Annotated in this window: 19 protein-coding genes, 1 tRNA gene and 1 riboswitch; of the genes, 13 read left to right on the top strand and 7 right to left on the bottom strand. The window is 42.9% G+C overall.

Going from position 1 to position 19,477, the window contains the following annotated elements; all coding sequences use genetic code 11:
* The first annotated feature begins 101 nt into the window (after positions 1–101).
* The 3 genes from DI53_RS00455 (at position 102) to DI53_RS00445 (ending at position 2,829) form a co-directional block, all read left to right on the top strand.
* Positions 102–188 (top strand) — tRNA-Ser (locus DI53_RS00455).
* A gap of 214 nt (positions 189–402) precedes the next feature.
* Positions 403–1,092 carry a carboxylesterase family protein gene (locus tag DI53_RS00450; RefSeq protein WP_117624827.1) on the top strand — a complete coding sequence of 230 codons (690 nt, stop codon included), beginning with the start codon at positions 403–405 and terminating at the stop codon, positions 1,090–1,092.
* A 660-nt stretch (positions 1,093–1,752) separates the two neighbouring features.
* The gene (locus tag DI53_RS00445) at positions 1,753–2,829 is read left to right on the top strand and encodes a hypothetical protein (protein ID WP_037494187.1); all 1,077 of its coding nucleotides are present in this window, start codon (positions 1,753–1,755) and stop codon (positions 2,827–2,829) included.
* 364 nt (positions 2,830–3,193) lie between these two features.
* Here the strand turns inward: DI53_RS00445 and DI53_RS00440 are convergent, their stop codons facing one another.
* From DI53_RS00440 to DI53_RS00420, 5 genes are all read right to left on the bottom strand, one after another.
* On the bottom strand, positions 3,194–4,429 hold the full coding sequence (locus DI53_RS00440) for a chloride channel protein (RefSeq protein WP_052071908.1): 1,236 nt from the start codon (positions 4,427–4,429) through the stop codon (positions 3,194–3,196).
* Between the two features lie 40 nt (positions 4,430–4,469).
* A riboswitch (Fluoride riboswitch) is annotated at positions 4,470–4,531 on the bottom strand.
* A 15-nt stretch (positions 4,532–4,546) separates the two neighbouring features.
* Entirely contained in the window at positions 4,547–4,921 is a 375-nt protein-coding gene (locus DI53_RS00435) for a DUF423 domain-containing protein (RefSeq protein WP_037494185.1), read from the bottom strand.
* Positions 4,922–4,926: 5 nt separating this feature from the next.
* On the bottom strand, positions 4,927–5,319 hold the full coding sequence (locus DI53_RS00430) for a rhodanese-like domain-containing protein (RefSeq protein ID WP_037494183.1): 393 nt from the start codon (positions 5,317–5,319) through the stop codon (positions 4,927–4,929).
* A gap of 111 nt (positions 5,320–5,430) precedes the next feature.
* On the bottom strand, positions 5,431–6,021 hold the full coding sequence (locus DI53_RS00425) for a YceI family protein (protein WP_037494181.1): 591 nt from the start codon (positions 6,019–6,021) through the stop codon (positions 5,431–5,433).
* A gap of 71 nt (positions 6,022–6,092) precedes the next feature.
* On the bottom strand, positions 6,093–6,974 hold the full coding sequence (locus DI53_RS00420) for an AraC family transcriptional regulator (RefSeq protein ID WP_037494179.1): 882 nt from the start codon (positions 6,972–6,974) through the stop codon (positions 6,093–6,095).
* Positions 6,975–7,175: 201 nt separating this feature from the next.
* On the opposite strand from DI53_RS00420, the gene fucP reads away from it, so the two are divergent.
* The 8 genes from fucP to DI53_RS00380 all read left to right on the top strand — a co-directional run bounded on the left by fucP (position 7,176) and on the right by DI53_RS00380 (position 15,484).
* A complete protein-coding gene (fucP, locus tag DI53_RS00415) occupies positions 7,176–8,432 on the top strand; it encodes an L-fucose:H+ symporter permease (RefSeq protein ID WP_037494178.1) in 1,257 nt (418 codons plus the stop codon).
* 56 nt (positions 8,433–8,488) lie between these two features.
* Positions 8,489–8,818: an L-rhamnose mutarotase gene (locus tag DI53_RS00410; RefSeq protein WP_037494176.1), complete on the top strand. Its 330-nt coding sequence runs from the start codon at positions 8,489–8,491 to the stop codon at positions 8,816–8,818.
* Between the two features lie 6 nt (positions 8,819–8,824).
* Positions 8,825–10,489 (top strand): UxaA family hydrolase, encoded by a 1,665-nt coding sequence (locus DI53_RS00405; protein WP_037494174.1) that lies wholly within the window; start codon positions 8,825–8,827, stop codon positions 10,487–10,489.
* 29 nt (positions 10,490–10,518) lie between these two features.
* A complete protein-coding gene (locus tag DI53_RS00400) occupies positions 10,519–11,829 on the top strand; it encodes an alpha-L-fucosidase (protein ID WP_037494172.1) in 1,311 nt (436 codons plus the stop codon).
* Between the two features lies 1 nt (position 11,830).
* Positions 11,831–12,595 carry an SDR family NAD(P)-dependent oxidoreductase gene (locus DI53_RS00395; protein ID WP_037494170.1) on the top strand — a complete coding sequence of 255 codons (765 nt, stop codon included), beginning with the start codon at positions 11,831–11,833 and terminating at the stop codon, positions 12,593–12,595.
* A 393-nt stretch (positions 12,596–12,988) separates the two neighbouring features.
* Positions 12,989–13,846 (top strand): fumarylacetoacetate hydrolase family protein, encoded by an 858-nt coding sequence (locus DI53_RS00390; RefSeq protein WP_037494168.1) that lies wholly within the window; start codon positions 12,989–12,991, stop codon positions 13,844–13,846.
* 7 nt (positions 13,847–13,853) lie between these two features.
* Positions 13,854–14,681 carry an amidohydrolase family protein gene (locus DI53_RS00385; RefSeq protein ID WP_037494166.1) on the top strand — a complete coding sequence of 276 codons (828 nt, stop codon included), beginning with the start codon at positions 13,854–13,856 and terminating at the stop codon, positions 14,679–14,681.
* Positions 14,682–14,692: 11 nt separating this feature from the next.
* Positions 14,693–15,484 carry an L-fucose dehydrogenase gene (locus tag DI53_RS00380; RefSeq protein WP_037494165.1) on the top strand — a complete coding sequence of 264 codons (792 nt, stop codon included), beginning with the start codon at positions 14,693–14,695 and terminating at the stop codon, positions 15,482–15,484.
* 239 nt (positions 15,485–15,723) lie between these two features.
* On the opposite strand, the gene DI53_RS00375 is transcribed toward DI53_RS00380, so the two are convergent.
* Complete coding sequence (locus tag DI53_RS00375; RefSeq protein WP_037494163.1) at positions 15,724–16,620, bottom strand: cation diffusion facilitator family transporter; 897 nt, start codon at positions 16,618–16,620, stop codon at positions 15,724–15,726.
* 217 nt (positions 16,621–16,837) lie between these two features.
* Here DI53_RS00375 and DI53_RS00370 point away from each other — a divergent pair, with 217 nt between their 5' ends.
* On the top strand, positions 16,838–17,212 hold the full coding sequence (locus DI53_RS00370) for a YkvA family protein (protein ID WP_037494161.1): 375 nt from the start codon (positions 16,838–16,840) through the stop codon (positions 17,210–17,212).
* Positions 17,213–17,602: 390 nt separating this feature from the next.
* Here DI53_RS00370 and DI53_RS00365 read toward each other — a convergent pair whose 3' ends face one another.
* Positions 17,603–18,262 (bottom strand): YceH family protein, encoded by a 660-nt coding sequence (locus DI53_RS00365; protein ID WP_037494497.1) that lies wholly within the window; start codon positions 18,260–18,262, stop codon positions 17,603–17,605.
* A gap of 148 nt (positions 18,263–18,410) precedes the next feature.
* Between DI53_RS00365 and DI53_RS00360 the strand changes: the two genes are divergently transcribed.
* Entirely contained in the window at positions 18,411–19,316 is a 906-nt protein-coding gene (locus DI53_RS00360) for a histone deacetylase family protein (RefSeq protein WP_037494159.1), read from the top strand.
* Positions 19,317–19,477 lie beyond the last annotated feature (161 nt).

Here is a 19,477-nt window from a genome sequence, read left to right as displayed (position 1 = left end):
ATTGATTTGACAATCAGATCGTTATTTTTTTTTGTTAAAAAATGCCCTTTAATGCTTTGCAGAATAAAATTTTTGCGTTATGTTTGCACAGTCAAAAATAAGGAGAGGTGCCTGAGTGGCCGAAAGGAACAGTTTGCTAAACTGTCGTACTGGAAACGGTACCGCGGGTTCGAATCCCGCCCTCTCCGCAGACTTAGCAAAAGTTCAACGAAAGTTGAACTTTTGTTATTTGAAGGGTAAGCCGCGGGATGAGGACCCGCAGGGTTCGAACTTTTCTCGTTTAGGGCTGAGTTTGGGGCTTGTGGGCCTAAACATATCCCGCCCTCTCCGCAGACTTAACAAAATATTGCCTACATTTAGGTCACTATCTGACGCTATTTTACAAAATTTATGCACCTTTCGATGAACCTAAGACTGCTCTTGTTTATAAGCTTACTTAACCTATTTTATACGCATTCACATGCCCAACAAAAGGCCTCCGTTAAATATGATTATCTTTTGTACTTGCCAAAAGATTATGGTGCGACATTAAAAAAGTATCCGCTTGTCATATACCTTCACGGAGGCTCGCATAAAGGAAAGGATTTGGAAAAACTGAAGGGTTATGGTTTGCCACAGCTGGTTGATCAAGGTGAAGACTTCAACTTTATAATTGCTTCACCGCAATGTCCTGACGACAAATATTGGTCAACGGAAAATTGGTTCGATTCTTTACACATGGATTTAACAGAAAACTATCGGATAGACACCAACAGGTTGTATGTAACCGGAATTAGTATGGGTGGTTATGGAGCCTATACTGTGGCTATGGATTTTCCCGGTAAATTTGCTGCTATACTTGCATTATGTGGAGGCGTCAACGACAGCGATACTTCGAGAATTTGCAGCCTCAAAAATATTCCGATTTGGACATTCCACGGCACCGCTGATGACAAAATTCCGATCCGTGAGACAGAGCGAATTGCTGACCAATTGAAATCGTGCAATGGGAATATGAAGTTTACACGCTTAAAGAACGCAGGACACGGGATAGAATACCTTTATGACGAAAAGCGCAAAATATATCGGTGGATGTTAAAACAGCGCAAATAAAAGCTTACACGGGAATGCAATCACATTTATGCGCGCCAACAAAACTCGAAAGGTCTTTCTCCAGTGGCTCAGCCGCCCCGTTGTTACGGAGCGTTTGAGCATTCACCAGATTACTAAACAACAAAAATGAACAGTCTGTAGCTTATGACACAGCATAAGCCGATATTTTAAAGCGCCATTTCGATCCACACCGATATGTCTTATAAATGCTAATGTATGGGTAACATAGAATGATGTAAGGAAGAACTCCTGCGGTGAAAATAGCGCTCTTGAATGAAAAATACAAACTTTAAGTGCACTTTTGTTTGAATTGGGTATTTTTACAAGCATTGCTCAAACAACCTTTAGATAATGCAAGGAATATGTATCTTTTCGATATTGTGGATATATTTATAAAGAGGTTGATTGTATAGTCACGTTTTTAATAAAAGATTTTTCAAATACATGAAAGTAAGGCGTAGGAATTTAAGTATGAAGATTATTGTAGCGGCAACTATCAGTATATTAAAACTCGAAAATGCGGTTTTAAATTTCTTCCATTCCAGGCGAACTACACGAACAAACCCCTTAATTTTAGCCGAACATCTGGGCTCTATTTGTTGCAAAAAAAATTGTAACTTGACCGCACTATTAAGATAAGATTTACAATTGTATCAGCTGATGAAGTATTGGATTATAACATGCTTACTTATTTCCTTTTTCGCTGTATCTTGCTCTGATGAGGATACCGATCCTTCAGGAAGAATAACGGACATCTCACGACTTTACGTTTCATTTGAGGAATATCAAACCAACACCGATGGCGTTCCGGATACGAACATTCGCATTGTAAGAAAGGCCGATTCATCAGTATTCGAATTGGATAGCGCGCATTTATCTATGGCACGCGGCGGCGGCGTTATCCTCTTTAACCCTTTTTTAAAATCTATTATCCAGGCTAGCCATAACAATGAGGTACAACGTGATTCTTCCATCTATGTAACGACTGTGCAGGAGCGCGGGCAACTGGTTAATGGCGGTATGATGGCAAGCCCTTGGCTGAAAAAGGTGCGTGGATTGGCCTATCATCGTGCTAGCGATGCTTTGTTTGTTGTCAACGCTGATGGTGAGCGTTCCGGAATTTTTGTTATTGACAGGCCAAACAGTATCTCGCAAAACCGGAGGCCGTGGAAGCAGTTTTTTACGGGTGATTTGAATATGTGGGGATCGGCTTACAGAGCGAACACACTTTACGTCGGTAAACAGGGTGATGCCCCAGGTATTTATGTGTTTGAAAATATTGTAAACAGACAGGTCAATACAGCAGATTCTACGGCGAGCTTGGCGCCTACCCGTGTTTTGACGATAGAGGGGGCTAGAAACTTGTATGGCATGACCTATGACACCGTGAAAAATATATTGGCTATCGCAGAGCACGGCGATGGAACAACTTTAGGTACGGGGAGAATCCTTCTCTTCGACAATTTCAGCGGTATGGCTTCTGGATCTAGCATTAGCCCATCGCGTATCATTACGGGTGTAGCCTCACAGCTGACCCAACCAGTTGATGTAGCCATCGACGCCCGATCGAGTGGACAATTTATATATGTTGCCGATCGTAAAAACAAGATTCTGCGTTTTAGGTTAACGGACAATGGCGACGTTACTCCTGATAGAATATTTGATACAACAGATTACGGTACACCTGTCGGACTAGCATTGGATAGCCGTGATGATTCGACACTACCTCAATTTTAAAGCGCCTATAAGCTTCGGTATAGTTGTCTTCAGTTATGGTAAGTTAAGTCCTTGTCTTTCCGAATTCTAAACTTCAGTTAATTTTAGCGTCTGGCGTTTTATGTCTAATACTTGGTGTTGTATGAGATCATATCTCGTTTTGCTATGTAGCACCGTTTTCCGACGCAAACTTTAAATAACAACTAAAATCTTTCATAGCTGTCGTAAAATTGCGGTCTATGCTGGGACTATGTCTCCTGCGTTAGCACAGGTTTAGTGGGGTAAAGCTCTGCTAACCGCCTATAAATACGATCTCGTTACTATGTCAAGATGCGGGTAATAGCGTTTCTTGTACGATAGCGATGTAAGCGTGGATAAAATACGTTTAGCTCCGAAAGACTTTGCTGAAAAAGCGCTCGGGTTTGCGCATTTTTTGCATACTGTAAATCCCACGCCTTCCTGAAACTAGAAAGCTTAAGACGCAGACTGTTGTAAAGAATAAAGCAGCATGCCAGCCGAAGAGCTCCACCGCCATTATACTACAGGCGATAGGCGTTTTGGTACAGCCTGCAAATACCGCTACAAATCCGGTTGCAGCGAGAAGCGCTAAAGGAAGGGGTATCGCTAGTGCTAACGCATTCCCTAAGGTAGCGCCGATAAAGAACAATGGCGTCACTTCACCGCCTTTAAAACCGGCGCTTAATGTGATGGCTGTCAGTACTATTTTTATCAGGAAATCTGTAGGCGGAAGAGGTGTGTCGAAAGATGCGAGGATAGTCGGTATACCGAGTCCGATATGTTTGGTACTTTGCAGGCAGAGTACAATCAGCAGCACGACTAAGCCCCCAATGAGCGGACGCAACAAAGGAAAGGCTATTTTTTGAAATATGTTGTGAAAGGTTTCGCTGGTAAAGATGAATAGTTGTGCGGCGAGGCCAAACGCTATGCTGGCCAATATAAGATAGCCAAAGACGGTGAAAGAAAGATCTGGGACAACCTGTACAGGTGAATAATGAGTATGTAGGTTGCCGTACATACCACAGACCCAATTCGAAAGTAGGGCTGTCACTAGGATGGGAAGCACTGCTTTCCATCTGATTTTACCGACTTTCACCACCTCAATTGCGAATATGGAGCCGGCCCATGGCGTACCAAATAAAGAAGCAAATCCGGCGGCTATGCCACACAAAAGCAAAATTCTGGTCTCTTCCCTCGACCAGGAAAACCAGCGACGGCATTGACTAGCAATTGTGCCGCCGTATTGAATCGCCGTTCCTTCGCGCCCTGCCGATCCACCAAACAGGTGGGTTGCCAATGTGCTGAGCAAGACCATCGGCGCCATTTTCCAAGGAATGTCCACACGCGGATTATAATAAGCTTCCAATAAGAGGTTGTTTCCTTTTTGCGCTGAGCCTCCGTGTTGCTGGTACCACCATACAATGAGTACGCCCGTCAACGGTAGGAAGGCTAGCAGCCATAGATGTGTTTCGCGAAGGGAGGTTACTTGTTGTAGCGCATATAAAAAGAATGCGGAAGTGCTACCTACAGAAAAACTGACCAATAGAATTGATAAAGCCCATTTAACTAATTTTTTTTTGTCGGGAATGATGATGTTTGCCATGCTATATAAACTACACTAATCAATAGATATGAACTATTCAAATTAAGTAGACATCATCAGCTTTTTGGGCGGTTAAGGGCAGATATCATTGCCACAGATGTACCAAATATAGGTTTTTTAATAGAAGCTTACAAGTAGAGCAACCCAACCGATAATCATCAATAGACCTCCCAATGGAGTTACAGGGCCTAAAAACCGAAGGTTCACTTTCCAGTGGGAAGCAAAAGAAAGACCATAGATGCTGAAAGAAAATAACACTGTTCCTATCGCTATACCGTAGAAAGCCCATTGCTGGGCAGCTTCCGAGAAGTCGTTGTTGTAGCCGACGATGAGCAGCGCCAATGCGGCATACATCTGATAGCGAACACCCACTTCGAAGGAATTGAGTTTTTCCTCGGGCAAGAACTTTTTGAAAAGATGCGCACCAAAAGCGCCCAAGATAATGGCTAAGATTCCGAAGATAGCTGCCGTAGTTAAAACAATAGTTTGCATGGGTGTTAATCTGTCGTGTGTTTAGTGTGTTCTTTTTCTTTTGTCAGCTGCTGCAGTCCGCCATCAAGTTCGAATACCTCAAAACCCTGCTCCCGTAGGTACCTGGCTGCTCTAGCACTGCGTATCCCGCTTTGGCAAAAGATATAAATAGGTCTTGATCTGTCTAACTTTTCGGCACTTTGTTTGAACTCCTCACTATTTTTCCAATTGAAATTTTGGGCCCGCGGCAGAGTTCCTTGTTCAAACTCTTTTGGTGTTCGCACATCAAGAACCAACGGAATAGAACTGGTTATGCTATCTGTAAAGGCGGTTGGCGAGAGTGACTGCTGTGCGAATACGGTTCCAGCACCCTGCAAAGAAACAGCAAGAAGAAGCATGAACAAAAGAGAAGTTTTCATCTTTCAAAGATAGCGAATCTACAGGAATTTAGAAGCACGGTGGAATCTGCCTGAAAATAAAAAAGCTACATCAACACAAGTTGATGTAGCCCGCATTTATACTACTTATGTTTAGTTTTTCACTAATTCGGTATTGACAACGATTTCAACATCTGCTGCTACCGCTGCTACGCCCGTAGGCAATTTGTCATTGTACTTGATATTAAAATCTAAGCGATTGATTGTTGTTTTTGCTGTAAATCCTCCACGCGTTTTGCCCCAAGGGTCGGTAATGATGCCGTTGTTTTGTACCACGTCGAAAGTTACTTTTTTTGTAACGTCACGAATGGTAAGGTCACCAGTCAATGTATATTTGCTTTTACCTGCTTTCTTCAAAACGGCATTTTTAAAAGTAATGGTCGGAAATTTTTCGGCATTGAAGAAGTCGTCGCTTTTCAAATGTCCGTCGCGTGCCTCGATACGCGTATCAATGCTGTTTACGTCGATGGTAAAGCCTACCGTAGCGCCGCTGAAGTCTTCCGCAGATTTTGTTTCTACAGCACCTTCCAGTTTTTTGAATTGACCATCAACCATGGAAATTCCTAAATGATTAACGGAAAAGAGTACGTTTGTGTGGGCCGGATCAACAGACCATTTAACTTGTGCAAAAGCAACATTGACCAATAGTGCGGCCGCAAATATGGCCGAGAATAGATTTTTCATTTTTCTTATTTAATTTCTTTGTACAAATCTCCGTAAAGGCGATGGTAGCCGCATTGATGTATGATAAGAAATTAAAAATGGTCAGCAACGGATTTGTTTGCGCTATCGCGGTAGTTAGACGGCGTTGTTGCCATAATAGATTTAAAGATTTTGTGAAAACTGACGAAATTTCGGAAGCCGCAATCGAAGCAAACTTCCTTTATACTGTATTGCGTATCACTCAACATCTTGCAAGCCTGGCCAATGCGAAACTCGTTTACAAACTGGATCAACGTTTTTCCAGATTTCTGTTTGAAGTAGCGACAAAATGAGTTAGAGGTCATTCCTGCCAGTTGTGCAATTTCTTCCAATTGGATCTTGCCGCGGTAATGTAGCCTAATGTGTTCAAAGATCTTGTTCATGCGTCCGTAATCTTGCTGTTGCTGCGGATTTGTATATTCCTCGCTCACGAGTGTCAACAACGAAGGTAATTCGGTGATAGCGCATAAAGTCTCCAGCAAACTACTCAGTCGTGATAATGGACTTTTTTGAAGCAGGTTTTCGAAAAAGCGAGGCAGGAAGCTATGCTGTATATCCAGCGAAATTGCGCGCTCCGCTTTTTTATAGACCTTTTTTATCAGGCGCGATTCTGGTAAATCTAAGAAGTCGACACCGCAAAAGTCAACATTAAAATGTACGACATGTATGTCCGCACGCTCGGGAGCATCTTCACGCACATATTCCTCATCAAAGAGCCAGTAATGTGGTGTATTTGGACCGATTAAAACCATAAAGTTGTCTGAGAAAGTCTGAATGCAATCTCCCACAAAAAAGGTTCCATTACCTTTTTTGATGTAAATAAACTCCAGTTCCTCATGATAGTGCCAGATATTGTGATTTTGGGGCGCATGATCATGGCGGACAGTTAGGGCGCCCATTCGGGAACCGCTATGATTAAGTCGTTGTATATACATGGTTTAAGCGCTTAAAAAATTTTAAAAAACGAAATTAACATAGGGCTGCGGGCCTGTGCCAGCAAACGCTCATTAACTTATTTATTCAATAATAAGGATCAAATCTGGAACAAATATGATAAAATAGTTTATTTATTCGGTAAAATAATTCAATTTTCGACTCGACATTTATTTTAGCTTTACAGTTCCAATGTAAATCTTATGACACAAAACAAAAAATATACATTAGCCATTGTTCTGATAACATCCCTGTTTTTCTTTTGGGGGTTTATCCACAATTTAGATCCTATCCTGATTCCGCATTTGCGCAATGCATTTAGTCTCACACATTTTCAAGCCTCTTTGGTAGACTCTGCCGTTTTTATAGCATACTTCTTATTAGCTATTCCTGCAGGTATCATTATGAAAAGGTTTGGTTACAAGGTAGGTATAGTGGTGGGGCTTGTGTTGTTCGCCATCGGCTGTTTTCTTTTTGTGCCAGCTGCAAATACCATCAATTACTATTTCTTTTTGGGGGCTTTGTTTGTTGTTGCTTGTGGCTTAACGATCTTGGAGACTGCAGCAAACCCCTACATGACCGTTTTGGGCGATCCGACGAAAGCTACACGGCGGCTTAATTTCGCCCAATCATTCAATGGCCTAGCTGCCTTTTTAGCGCCTACTCTGGGCGGTAAGTTTATTTTGACAAATGAGCCGAAAACGGCTGATGAGATAGCCGCCCTCAGCGAGCAGGCACGCCTGTCTTATATACAAACGGAAACAGCTTCTGTAAAGGGTCCGTATCTAATTTTAGGACTCATTATCCTGGCGGTAACGCTACTGTTTGTATTTACGAAACTACCAGAGATAAAAGAAGAAAAAGACGCTGGTAGAGGTGTGTTGCATCCCCTGCGCCATAAAAACGTTCGTTGGGCCGTCCTTGCGCAGTTTTTCTACATCGGCGCACAAGTTTGCGTACTTAGCTTTTTGGTCATGTTTGCTACGGATGTAGCGGGCATCGCTCCTACAGAAGCGAGTTATTATTCAAGTGCCGCTGGCCTAGCGTTTATGCTGGGCAGGTTTATCGGCACCTTTTTTATGCGTTATATCGCGCCCATCAGATTGTTGTTGTTATATGCAGTATTTGCCACGTTATTGACCTTTGTCGTGATTTATGGCACGGGTGTCGCCACTTTGTATGCTTTGGTTGCTATCGCATTCTTTATGTCTATTATGTTTCCAACGATCTTTGCCGTAGGTGTAGAAGGTATTGGAGCAGATACCAAGTCGGCATCCAGTCTTATCGTGATGTCTATTGTGGGTGGCGCGGTTTTGCCGCCGCTGCTTGGCTTGTTGTCGGATTTTACCGGAAGCTTCCAAATAGCTTACTACGTGGTACTCATTTGTTTTGTAGTTGTCGGTTTGTTTGCTTGGAACAACCGAAAAACTGCGATTAGCGAGGCTGCTACAGGACATTAATAGCGTTTGGGAGAGACCCATCTGTTTTCGTCGAAATGAATATAAAGTAGAAGAGTATGAGAAGATTTACAATGGCTCTTGATCTCGTAGATGATCAACGTTTAATAGCCGAATATGAGGATTACCATGCAAACGTGTGGCCTGAAATACAAGCGTCCATTCGAGATGCTGGTGTGACTAATATGGAGATATATCGTTTTGGAAATCGGTTATTTATGCTGATGGATGTAGATGATACATTTACGTTCGAGCGAAAGGCGGCAATGGATGCTGCCAATCCTAAAGTGCAGGAATGGGAGCGTTTGATGTGGAAATTTCAACAAGCCGTTCCGGGGGCAAAGCCTGGGGAAAAGTGGGTAATGATGGATAAAATTTTTGAGCTATAATAGATAATGAGAAGAGAACGATTGGCGTATTTGCAGATTCATCCAGAGGATAATGTTTTGGTTGCACTTCGTGACTTGCCGGCAGGATTTATGATCGATTTTGCAGGTCTGCAATTTCCGTTGTTAAGTGCGGTTGCTGCAAAACACAAATTTACGCTTCATGCGTTGCCTCAAGATGCATCCATTTTTATGTATGGTGTGCTAGTGGGCAAAATGAATGTGGCAGTGGGGCAAGGAGAGGTCATTAAAACAGAAAATTTGCGGCACGCTTCCGATGATTTCAAGATGGGCACAAGAAAGCTATCCTGGATCCAGCCAGATGTGTCTGCATTTAAAGAACGTACATTCAACGGCTTTCATCGCAGCAACGGTTCCGTCGGTACGGCCAACCATTGGTTAGTTATTCCGTTGGTCTTTTGTGAAAACCGCAATGTGCTTACGCTGAAATCAGCCTTAGAGGACAAATTGGGCTATCAAGTGGAATCTAAAGATTATTCGGATGAGGTTGACGCGCTTATCGCACGCTATAAATCAGGAGCATCGGTCGATGAACTTTTAGCGGTAGATTTGTCATCCGCAAAGGCAAACATTCGCAAAAGCAGATTGTTTGCAAATGTTGATGGCGTAAAGTTCCTAAATCACGATATGGGTTGTGGAGGCACACGTATGGATTCCGATGCGCTTTGTGGCCTGTTGGCAGGCTATGTCACACATCCTAATGTAGCCGGTGCCACCATTTTGAGCTTAGGATGTCAGCATGCACAGGCCTCCATTTTGCGCGATGAAATCAAAAAGCGCGATCCGCAGTTTGATAAACCACTTTTCGTTTTCGAGCAGCAATTGGAGGGTACCGAGCAGGAATTGATGCAGAAGGCGATCAAAGCTACCTTTGCCGGATTGAGCATCGCCAATGAGCAGAAACGTAAACCGGCTCCATTGCATAAACTTTGTATCGGATTAGAATGTGGTGGCTCCGATGGCTTTTCCGGAATATCGGCGAACCCAGCTTTGGGCTACTTGTCAGATATACTGATCACGCTAGGCGGTTCTGTTATTCTAGCGGAGTTTCCAGAGTTGTGTGGCGTCGAACAAGAGCTGAGCGATCGTTGCATCGATGAAGCCACGGCTGACAAGTTTATGCACCTGATGAAAACTTACAACGCGAAAGCAGAGGCTGACGGTTCGGGTTTTTACATGAATCCTTCGCCCGGAAACATTCGTGATGGGTTGATCACAGACGCCATTAAATCGGCAGGTGCAGCGAAAAAGGGTGGAACCTCACCAGTAACTGCTGTTGTAGATTACCCAGAATTAGCTAACTTGCCGGGTTTAAACTTGTTATGTACGCCAGGAAACGACGTTGAAAGTACGACGGCTGAGGTCGCTGCGGGCGCTAACGTGGTGCTTTTTACGACAGGCTTGGGAACGCCTACAGGCAATCCCGTTGCTCCTGTAATCAAGTTATCAACCAATACAAAAACTTTTGAGAAGATGCCGGATATCATTGATTTGAACTGTGGTACCATTATCGATGGTGAAGAAACCATCGAGGAAGCTGCGCATCGTATATTGGAATATGTTATTGCGGTGGCAAGTGGGGAAGTGCAACCGAAGGCTGTCCAGCTCGGACAGGATGACTTCATTCCATGGCGAAGGGGTGTCTCTTTGTAGTCTAGTCTGTATAAACTAAAATTATCGATATGAGAAAGCTATTGATCTTCGCGTTGCTGCTCAGCATGCTGAACACCGCATTTGCACAAACTGCCTATCAGCCGACAGCGGCGAATGTAGAAAACAGGAAATGGTTTGATGAATCCCGCTTTGGTGTATTTATACATTGGGGTGTCTATTCGGTGTTGGGCGATGGGGAATGGGTGATGAACAATAAGAATCTCGGTATCGACGAATACGGCTTACTGCCCAAATTTTTTAATCCTATCGATTTCGATGCGAAAGCCTGGGCGAAGCTCTTTAAGGATGCTGGAGCAAAATATATCACCTTTACCACGCGCCATCACGACGGCTTTTCCATGTGGAACTCCCAAGGTTCAGACTACAACGTGGTAAAGGCGTCGCCTTTCAAGCGGGATATCGTGAAGGAACTTGTTGAAGCGTGCCGCGCGGAAGGTATTCGTATTATGTTTTATTATTCTCTACTGGATTGGAAGCGGGATGATTATGCTCCTTTTGGAAGAACGGGTAAAGGAATAGCAGGGAGAGATGCGGATAATGGAGCCTGGGATAATTACATACAGTTCATGAAGGCGCAACTTACGGAACTGCTAACGAATTACGGGCGCATTGATGGTATCTGGTTTGATGGTCATTGGGATAAGCCAGAGGCAGCGTGGCATTATGATGAAATCTATTCTTTAATTCATAAGCTGCAACCTCATTGTTTGATCGGGAACAATCATCATCTTGCGCCTTTCGAAGGCGAAGATTTTCAAATGTTTGAACGGGATCTCCCCGGACAGAACAAAACAGGGTTTGGCACCGCTGCAAAGGATGTGGGTAGCCTTCCAAAGGAGGTCTGTGGGACCATCGCAGGATCATGGGGTTTCGATATCAAGGACAGGCAACGTAAGTCTTTCCGCGAGGTATTATCATATCTCGTCAAGGCTGCGGGCTATGGCTCTAATCTACTCCTCAATGTAGGACCGATGCCGAATGGTGAAATTCAGGATTACCAGCAGGAGCGCTTGCGTGAGTTGGGAGAATGGTTAAAGATTTACGGGGAAACGATCTATCATACTGAAGGTGGATTTATAACACCTACGGATGATTATGCAGTGACCAAAAAAGGAAAAACAATTTATTTACATATCTTGAACCCGGAAAAAGACAGTTTTTTAATTCCTGATTTTTCATTCAAGGTATCCTCTCTTCGCACATTCGATGGGAAAACGAAAATTAAGTATCATCAGCTTGAAAATAATGTGCTCGTGGTGCAGCTCCCTGAAGGAGTGCGTAGCGATAATGATTTGGTATTAAAGCTAAGTATTAAATAATATGTCAAAATTAAAAGACAAAGTAGCCATTATTACGGGCGGTGGCAGCGGAATAGGCCGTGCTATTTCTGAACTATTTGCAAAAGAAGGTGCCAAGGTGCATATCTTAGATTTGAATGCAGAAGTTGGGCAGGGCGTGGTGACCGACATTCTTGCCGCGGGCGGTTCTGCTGAAATTCACGGCTGTAACGTAAGTGACCAGGCTGAAGTGGCAGCGATCGTATCCGCTATCGGTAGAGTGGATATCTTGGTAAACAACGCCGGGATAGCCCATGTTGGTAACATCGAGAAATGTGCAGAAGCAGATTTCGAACGTGTTTTTAATGTGAATGTGAAAGGTGCTTACAACGCGTTGCATGCTGTTATTCCACAGATGAAACAATATGGTGGAGGTGCTATTCTAAACCTTGCCTCCATTGCAGCTGTAGTAGGTATTGCCGATCGCTTCGCATACTCCATGAGTAAAGGAGCGATATATGCCATGAGCATGTCCGTGGCACGCGATTACATGGCGGATAACATCCGCTCTAATTCGATCTCTCCAGCGCGGGTTCACACGCCATTCGTAGATGGTTTTATTTCTAAAAACTATCCCGGTCAGGAAGCGGAAATGTTCGAAAAACTGTCCCAGTCGCAACCGATAGGCAGGATGGCTAAGCCAGAAGAAATTGCTAAATTGGCTTTGTTTCTATGTTCGGATGACGCAGCATTTATCACGGGGAATGACTACCCAATTGATGGCGGCTTCATTAAGTTAAATAATTGAAAAGTAAAAAGTAAAAAGTAAAAATTAAAAAGTAAAAATTAAAAAGTAAAAATTCAAAAGTGACAAGTCAGAAGTGACAAGTCAAAAGTGACAAGTCAAAAGTGACAAGTCAAAAGTGATAAGTCAGCAGTGACAAGTCAGCAGTGATAAGTCAGAAGTGATAAGTCACAAGTGATAAGTTAAAAAGTGATAAGTCAAAAGTGATAAGTCAAAAGTGACAAGTCATAAGTCAGAAGTCATAAGTTGAAAAAGTCAGAACTCAAGAGACAGAAAAGAGTTTTTGATTTTAAACGTTGAATAGATAAAATTTAAAATAGTGGGAAGATTAATTGAAGTATTTTTATTTTACTAAATACTAAATACTAAAACTCCTACTACTCAATACAAAAAAAGATGAAATTAATACGTTTCGGAGAAACTGGAAAAGAACATATTGGTGTTCAGATTGATGGTTTAAATTACGATGTATCTGCTTTTGGCGGTGATTACAACGAGCAGTTTTTTGCTGAAAATGGTTTGGCAAGATTGGAAGAGTTTGTAAAGGCCAATGCGGGGAAGCTTATTGAGATACCTGCGGGAAGTCGATTAGGTGCTCCTTTTGCTCGCCCTTCTAAAATTGTCTGTATTGGCCTGAATTACAAAGATCATGCGGCGGAAACCGGCGCTGCTATTCCGGCTGAGCCTATCATTTTTATGAAATCATCAACATCGTTGGTTGGTCCGTACGATCAAATTGTTATTCCTCGTGGGTCTGAGAAGACAGACTGGGAAGTAGAGTTTGGAATCGTGATCGGCAAAAAAGCATCTTATGTGGAAGAAAGTGAGGCATTAAACTACATCGCTGGCTATGTATTGCATAATGATGTTTCTGAGCGCGCATATCAATTAGAGCGTGGTGGTACGTGGGATAAGGGCAAAGGTTGCGACACATTTGCACCTATGGGACCGTATATGACTACGGCAGACGAAATTCCAGATATCAACAATGTTCGTTTGTGGCTGAAGGTTAATGGCAAAACTTACCAAGACGGAAACACAAGCAACCTCATCTTTTCGGTTGCGCATGTGGTTTCCTACGTATCGCAGTTTATGACCCTGCTACCTGGGGATGTTATTTCAACCGGCACACCAGCTGGTGTAGGATTGGGCTTTAATCCGCCGATTTATCTTAAGGCAGGTGATGTGATCGAATTGGGAGCCGACTATTTAGGCGAATCACGTCAGGAAGTGGTTGCATACTCACAAAAATAAAAAACTTATGCGTATAGACGCCCACCAGCATTTCTGGATTTTCAATGCCGAGCGTGATGCTTGGATAACGGATGAGATGGCAGCCATCCAACGCAATTTCTTGCCGACAGACTTAGCGCCACAGTTAAAAGAAAATGGTATAGACGCTGTCGTTGCCGTACAGGCATCTCAATCGCCGGAGGAAACACAGTTTTTGATCGATCTTTCGGTTATGTATGCCATGATAAAGGGGGTGGTAGGCTGGGTAGATTTGCAGGCAGATGATATCGCTGATCAGTTGGCGCATTATAAGCAATTTCCAATAGTGAAGGGGTTCCGCCACGTAATCGAAGGCGAAGAAGATCCGGATTTTTTAAGCCGTCCATCGTTTTTACGGGGTATTACGGCCTTGACGGCCTACGATTACACCTATGATCTACTCATTCGCCCTCGACATTACGAAAGTACATTGGCTTGCGTTGCGGCAAATCCTGCACAGCGATTTGTCTTGGATCATATGGCCAAGCCAAATATCCGAGCGAAGGAATTTGAGGAGTGGGCGGCGTTTATAGAAAAGTTAGCGGCCTTCCCAAATGTGCATTGTAAGGTGTCTGCCTTAGTCACTGAAGCGGACTGGGAAAACTGGACGCTAGATGATTTCAAACCTTATATTCACCACGCTATTGCATGTTTTGGCAAAGAAAGGGTGATGTTTGGTACCGATTGGCCCGTTTGTCTCGTTGCGGCAACCTATGCAGAGGTTATGGCTGTAGCGGAACATAGCTTGGAAGGCTTTACCAATGATGAACGCCAGGCCTTTTGGGGTGCCAATGCGGTAAATTTTTACAATTTATAGATTGATAAATAATGGATTTAAATTTAAAGGATAAGATTTTCATCGTCACTGGCGGTGCGAAAGGTATCGGTAAAGCGATTGTGATTGCGCTTGCTAAAGAAGGTGCTGTACCGGTTATCGTAGGACGGAAACAAGCGGATAATGATGTTGTGAAGGCGGAAGTTGAAGCGCTGGGTGGGAAAGCCCTCAGCGTCGAGGCCGAACTTTCTGATCCCGCGCATTGCAAGCATGCCGTTGAGCAAACGCTAGCCGTATACGGTCGCATCGACGGTCTAGTAAATAATGCCGGACACAACGATGGTGTTGGTCTTATTTCTGGTAGTTATGAAGGCTTTGTGTCCTCACTGCATAAGAACTTGATTCACTATTACTTAATGGCACATCACTGCATTGATGCATTGCGTGTGGCAAAGGGTACTATATTAAATATAAGCTCGAAAACTGCGGAAACAGGGCAGGGAAATACATCAGCTTACGCTGCATCTAATGGCGGTAGAAATGCATTGACGCGCGAATGGGCAGTGGAACTTCTGCCATACAGTATTCGTGTCAATGCAATAATCGTCGCGGAGTGTGCTACCCCACAATATGACTCTTGGATTCAAACATTGGAAAACCCGGAAGATACCTTGAAAAAGATTACGGACCGTATTCCTTTAGAGCACCGGATGACGACTGCAGAAGAAATCGCAAATACTGCGGTGTTTTTATTGTCTGATAAATCCAGCCACACCACAGGGCAGCTCGTCCACGTGGATGGTGGTTACGTGCATTTGGATCGTTCGTTGATTAAAGAGAATTAAAAAGTAAAAAGTAAAAAGTAAAAAGTAAAAATTGAAAAGTAAAAAAGTTATGAGTGAAAAGGGATAAGTGAAAAGTCAAAATTGAAAAGTTAAAATTCTAAAGTTGGAATTTGACGATCATCAGGTTTAATTTTGAATCTCAGTGCACCGGGGTGATGGATGTGCGGCTTTGAGCCAAACAGATGTTACCCCGGTGTTCTTTTTATTATTAACGGTTTATTATGTGGCTGTCATAGCATCTATTGGCTATGAACGCAGTCCGAGTTTTCATCAAATGGCTCGATATGTATAAATACATTGCCGATATTCGGGATGTTCGCAATCAGATAATCTTTTAGTCGGTGCGCGATTGCATGTCCTTCTTTCACGGAGATCTCGGGATCTACAACGGCGTGCAGATCGATTTGGAAAAGCATCCCTATTTTCCGGATGTAACACTTTTCAATCAATAAGACACCGTTCACTTTCAAAGATTGTTTCCGCACATCCTCTTCCAGTTCTTCATACCTGTTTTCATCCATAATCTCCGCAAGAGCTGGTCGGAAGATGCCGTAGCAGTTGTAAAGGATAAATCCGGATGCTAGAAGTGCTGCCCAATCATCGGCGCTTTCATAACCTTCTCCCGCGAATAAAGCAATCGATATACCGATAAAAGCAGCAACAGAGGTGATGGCATCGGAACGATGATGCCAGGCATCTGCTCTGAGTGAGGTGCTATTGAGCGCCTTGCTCCGCCTCATAACAATCCTAAACGATAATTCCTTCCAGACGATAATCCCCGCAAGCACAATCAAGGTCCAAGGTTCAGGTAAATCGTGTGGCGTGTTGATATTTTCTATACTTTCTTTGGCAATTACAAATGCTGAAATCACAAGAAACATTACGACTATGAACGTGATAAGGGGCTCTATACGGCCATGTCCGTAGGGGTGCGTTTGATCTGCCGGTCGCTTGGAGTACTTTAGCCCGAGTAATACCAAAAACGAAGAAAAGATATCTGCTGTAGACTCAATGGCATCTGCAATAAGTGCGTAGGAATTTCCGAAAAATCCTGCTAGCCATTTGATTAAGGCTAAGAGGAAGTTTGTGAGTATGCTAAAATATGTCGTTCGTATAGCTTTATCAGAATTTGACATACACCTTTTTTTGTCAAAGATAGGGCATTTATTTCAACTGTACAGATCGCAACTTTGGAAAAACGGTTGGTTAGCGCTACAAATATGGATTACGACAGCAATCCAATTGCGGTACATTCACGAATCGTACAGCAAAATGTTACTTCCCTTTGTAAGGGAAATGTTAAACTCTTGCACAAAAAAGGGATGATTTTTTTAAAAATAGTATATTGCTTCCATGAAAAAGATGCGATGGATAAGGGCATTTCAGCTCTTCGAACAGTTTAGGAATATGTCGGTATCTCAAAAGGATTTCGATCGGGCCGAAGTAAAAGCGGCACATCTGGACGAAAAAGCTAGCGACTTCAAACTACTCATTGCCATGGGAAGAGATACGATAGCTGGCCGCTATAAGATGAACAAATGGAATTTATCTGTTATTGTGGGTACGGTGGTTTATGTCTTATCTCCTTTGGATGCGATTCCGGATGTTATTCCCGTGTTAGGGTGGATTGATGATCTAACTATCGTAGGGTATGCCATAGGAAAGCTCTCAGCAGAGATGCGGAAATATAAGACTTTCAAGGAAAAGACAGCAACTTCTATGTTGTAATTGCAGTTTTTGGAACTTTAAAAAAATGACGTTGTAGATATTAGCTGTATCAGCAATACCTTAGCCGATGCCGGAACAAGTCGTGGCAAAAATAAGTACAAAAGCAACAAATGCTAGTACTAAAAATGTAGTTAGGGGAGTTCTTCTCATTGTTGTTTGATGTTCGTTGTTTCTTCAACACCCTTACAAACAATTTGCATGCCCAAAACGATTCGGACATATTAAGTTTATATAATATTGGCTTAACACACGGAAAACGATATTGGATTTAAAATAATTGTACTGTTTTTGCTACAATATCATTTTCCCAATGCCGTTGTTTTACAACTATGCGTAAAATCAACTTATTACTTAGAACAACTTCAATTTCGCTACGATTCTAGTCTAAACTTAGGTCAATTGTTGCATCAGTTGATCAAACTCTGCACGCAACGCAGCCAGCTGCGTTTCTAGCGTGACAACACGTTCCTCCAGTTCCTGCACCTGGCTTCTGCTATTATGCTCGGTACTTGCATTTGGTTTATCATAATCGTCTTCATTGATCTCGCCCAAGAGGTGCACATAGCGTACTTCCTTTTGCCCAGCACGCTTTGGTAGCATTTTGACAAAGGCTGGCTGCTGTTCCTGTAAGCGATTCAATACCTCCTGAACTTCTTCAATGCTTTCAAAATCGAATAAGCGCCCCGCACTGGTATTGATCTCGCCAGGTGTAAGTGGCCCTCTCAACATGAGTAAGCAAAGTACTGCCAGGTCTTGAGGAATTAGGGGATATTGGATGGCCATGTTATGCTTGTATTTGGTAACGCGACTTCCTCCACCGACGACAGTAGAGATCAAGCCCCGTTTCCTCAACTGATCTAACGTTTCTACAAGCGTATGTTCGTCGTAAGAAACGACAGGCTTACGTGATGTTTTTTGATTGCAAGCAGCTTGTAGGCTATTGATTGTCATCGGATAATATTCCGGTGTCGTTTTAGACTTTTCCAAAAGACATCCTAAAACACGTAACTCTTCTGCACGCAATAAAGGTAAGCTGGTTGATTCGTCCATGTATAAGTAATTTATCTGGTCACTGATTTTCGAAGATAAAAAAAATATACAGGTTTCAAAATACAAAGGCACAGGAGAAGCGATCATTTGTTCAAGGAATTTTCTAGCCTTAAATCTTTTAGTAAATTCGCGGTAAATAAGAAATACTGTGTTACGAATCGCGCATGACGCTACATATATACATTCGCTACGGGAAGGGCATCGCTTCCCCATGTTAAAATATGAGCTTATACCGGCACAATTGCTGCACGAAGGATTAGTCAGTAGCGCTAATTTCTTTGAACCAGAGTTAGCGAAGATCGCAGATATCCTGTTAGTGCATGACAAGGACTATGTGCAGAGCTTGCTGGACTTGACATTAGATGCTCGGATGGTTCGTAGAATAGGTTTCCCGTTGTCGAAAGAGTTAGTTGAACGGGAACTTTGCATTACGGAGGGCACCATACAGACTAGTATTTTTGCATTGGAATATGGCGTTGCTTTCAATACAGCGGGGGGGACGCATCACGCAGGTCGTCATTTTGGAGAAGGATTTTGTCTGCTTAACGATCAAGCCGTCGCTGCGGCCTACCTTATTGACAGGAAGCTGGCGCAACGTATCCTTATTATCGACTTAGACGTACACCAAGGAAACGGGACCGCTCATATTTTCGAAAAGCAGCAACAGGTGTTTACATTTAGTATGCATGGAGAAAAGAATTTCCCGTTCATCAAAGAAACGTCGGATTTAGATGTGCCTTTGGATGATGGCATACAGGATGACGAATATCTTCAACTGTTAGATCGACACTTAGCACTGGTTTTCGATCGTGCTCGTCCCGACTTTGTCTTTTATCAAGCAGGCGTGGACGTACTCGCTACCGATAAACTGGGAAAGCTTAAGCTTAGCGAAGAGGGATGTAGACAGCGTGACGAACGCGTATTTCAAATCTGCCGCAGCCGAAATATACCCGTACAGGTAAGCATGGGCGGCGGCTATTCCGTGCAGATCAAAGATATTGTCAATGCCCATGTTAATACGTATAAAACCGCAATACAGGTATTCGATTTGTGATAAAGTTGCTTATGATATTATACGGGACGTTTTACTTTTAAATTTTCGTTTTTAATTTCTGACTTCTAACTTTCAAATTTTTAACTTTTTAATTTTGACTTTTTACTTATCCCTTTTGACTTTTCACTTATCCCTTTTTTACTTTTTAATTTTTACTTTTT

The sequence above is a fragment of the Sphingobacterium deserti genome, assembly GCF_000757725.1.
In the GTDB taxonomy this organism is placed as follows: Bacteria; Bacteroidota; Bacteroidia; order Sphingobacteriales; family Sphingobacteriaceae; genus Sphingobacterium; species Sphingobacterium deserti.
This window is presented reverse-complemented; position numbering and strand designations above follow the sequence as displayed.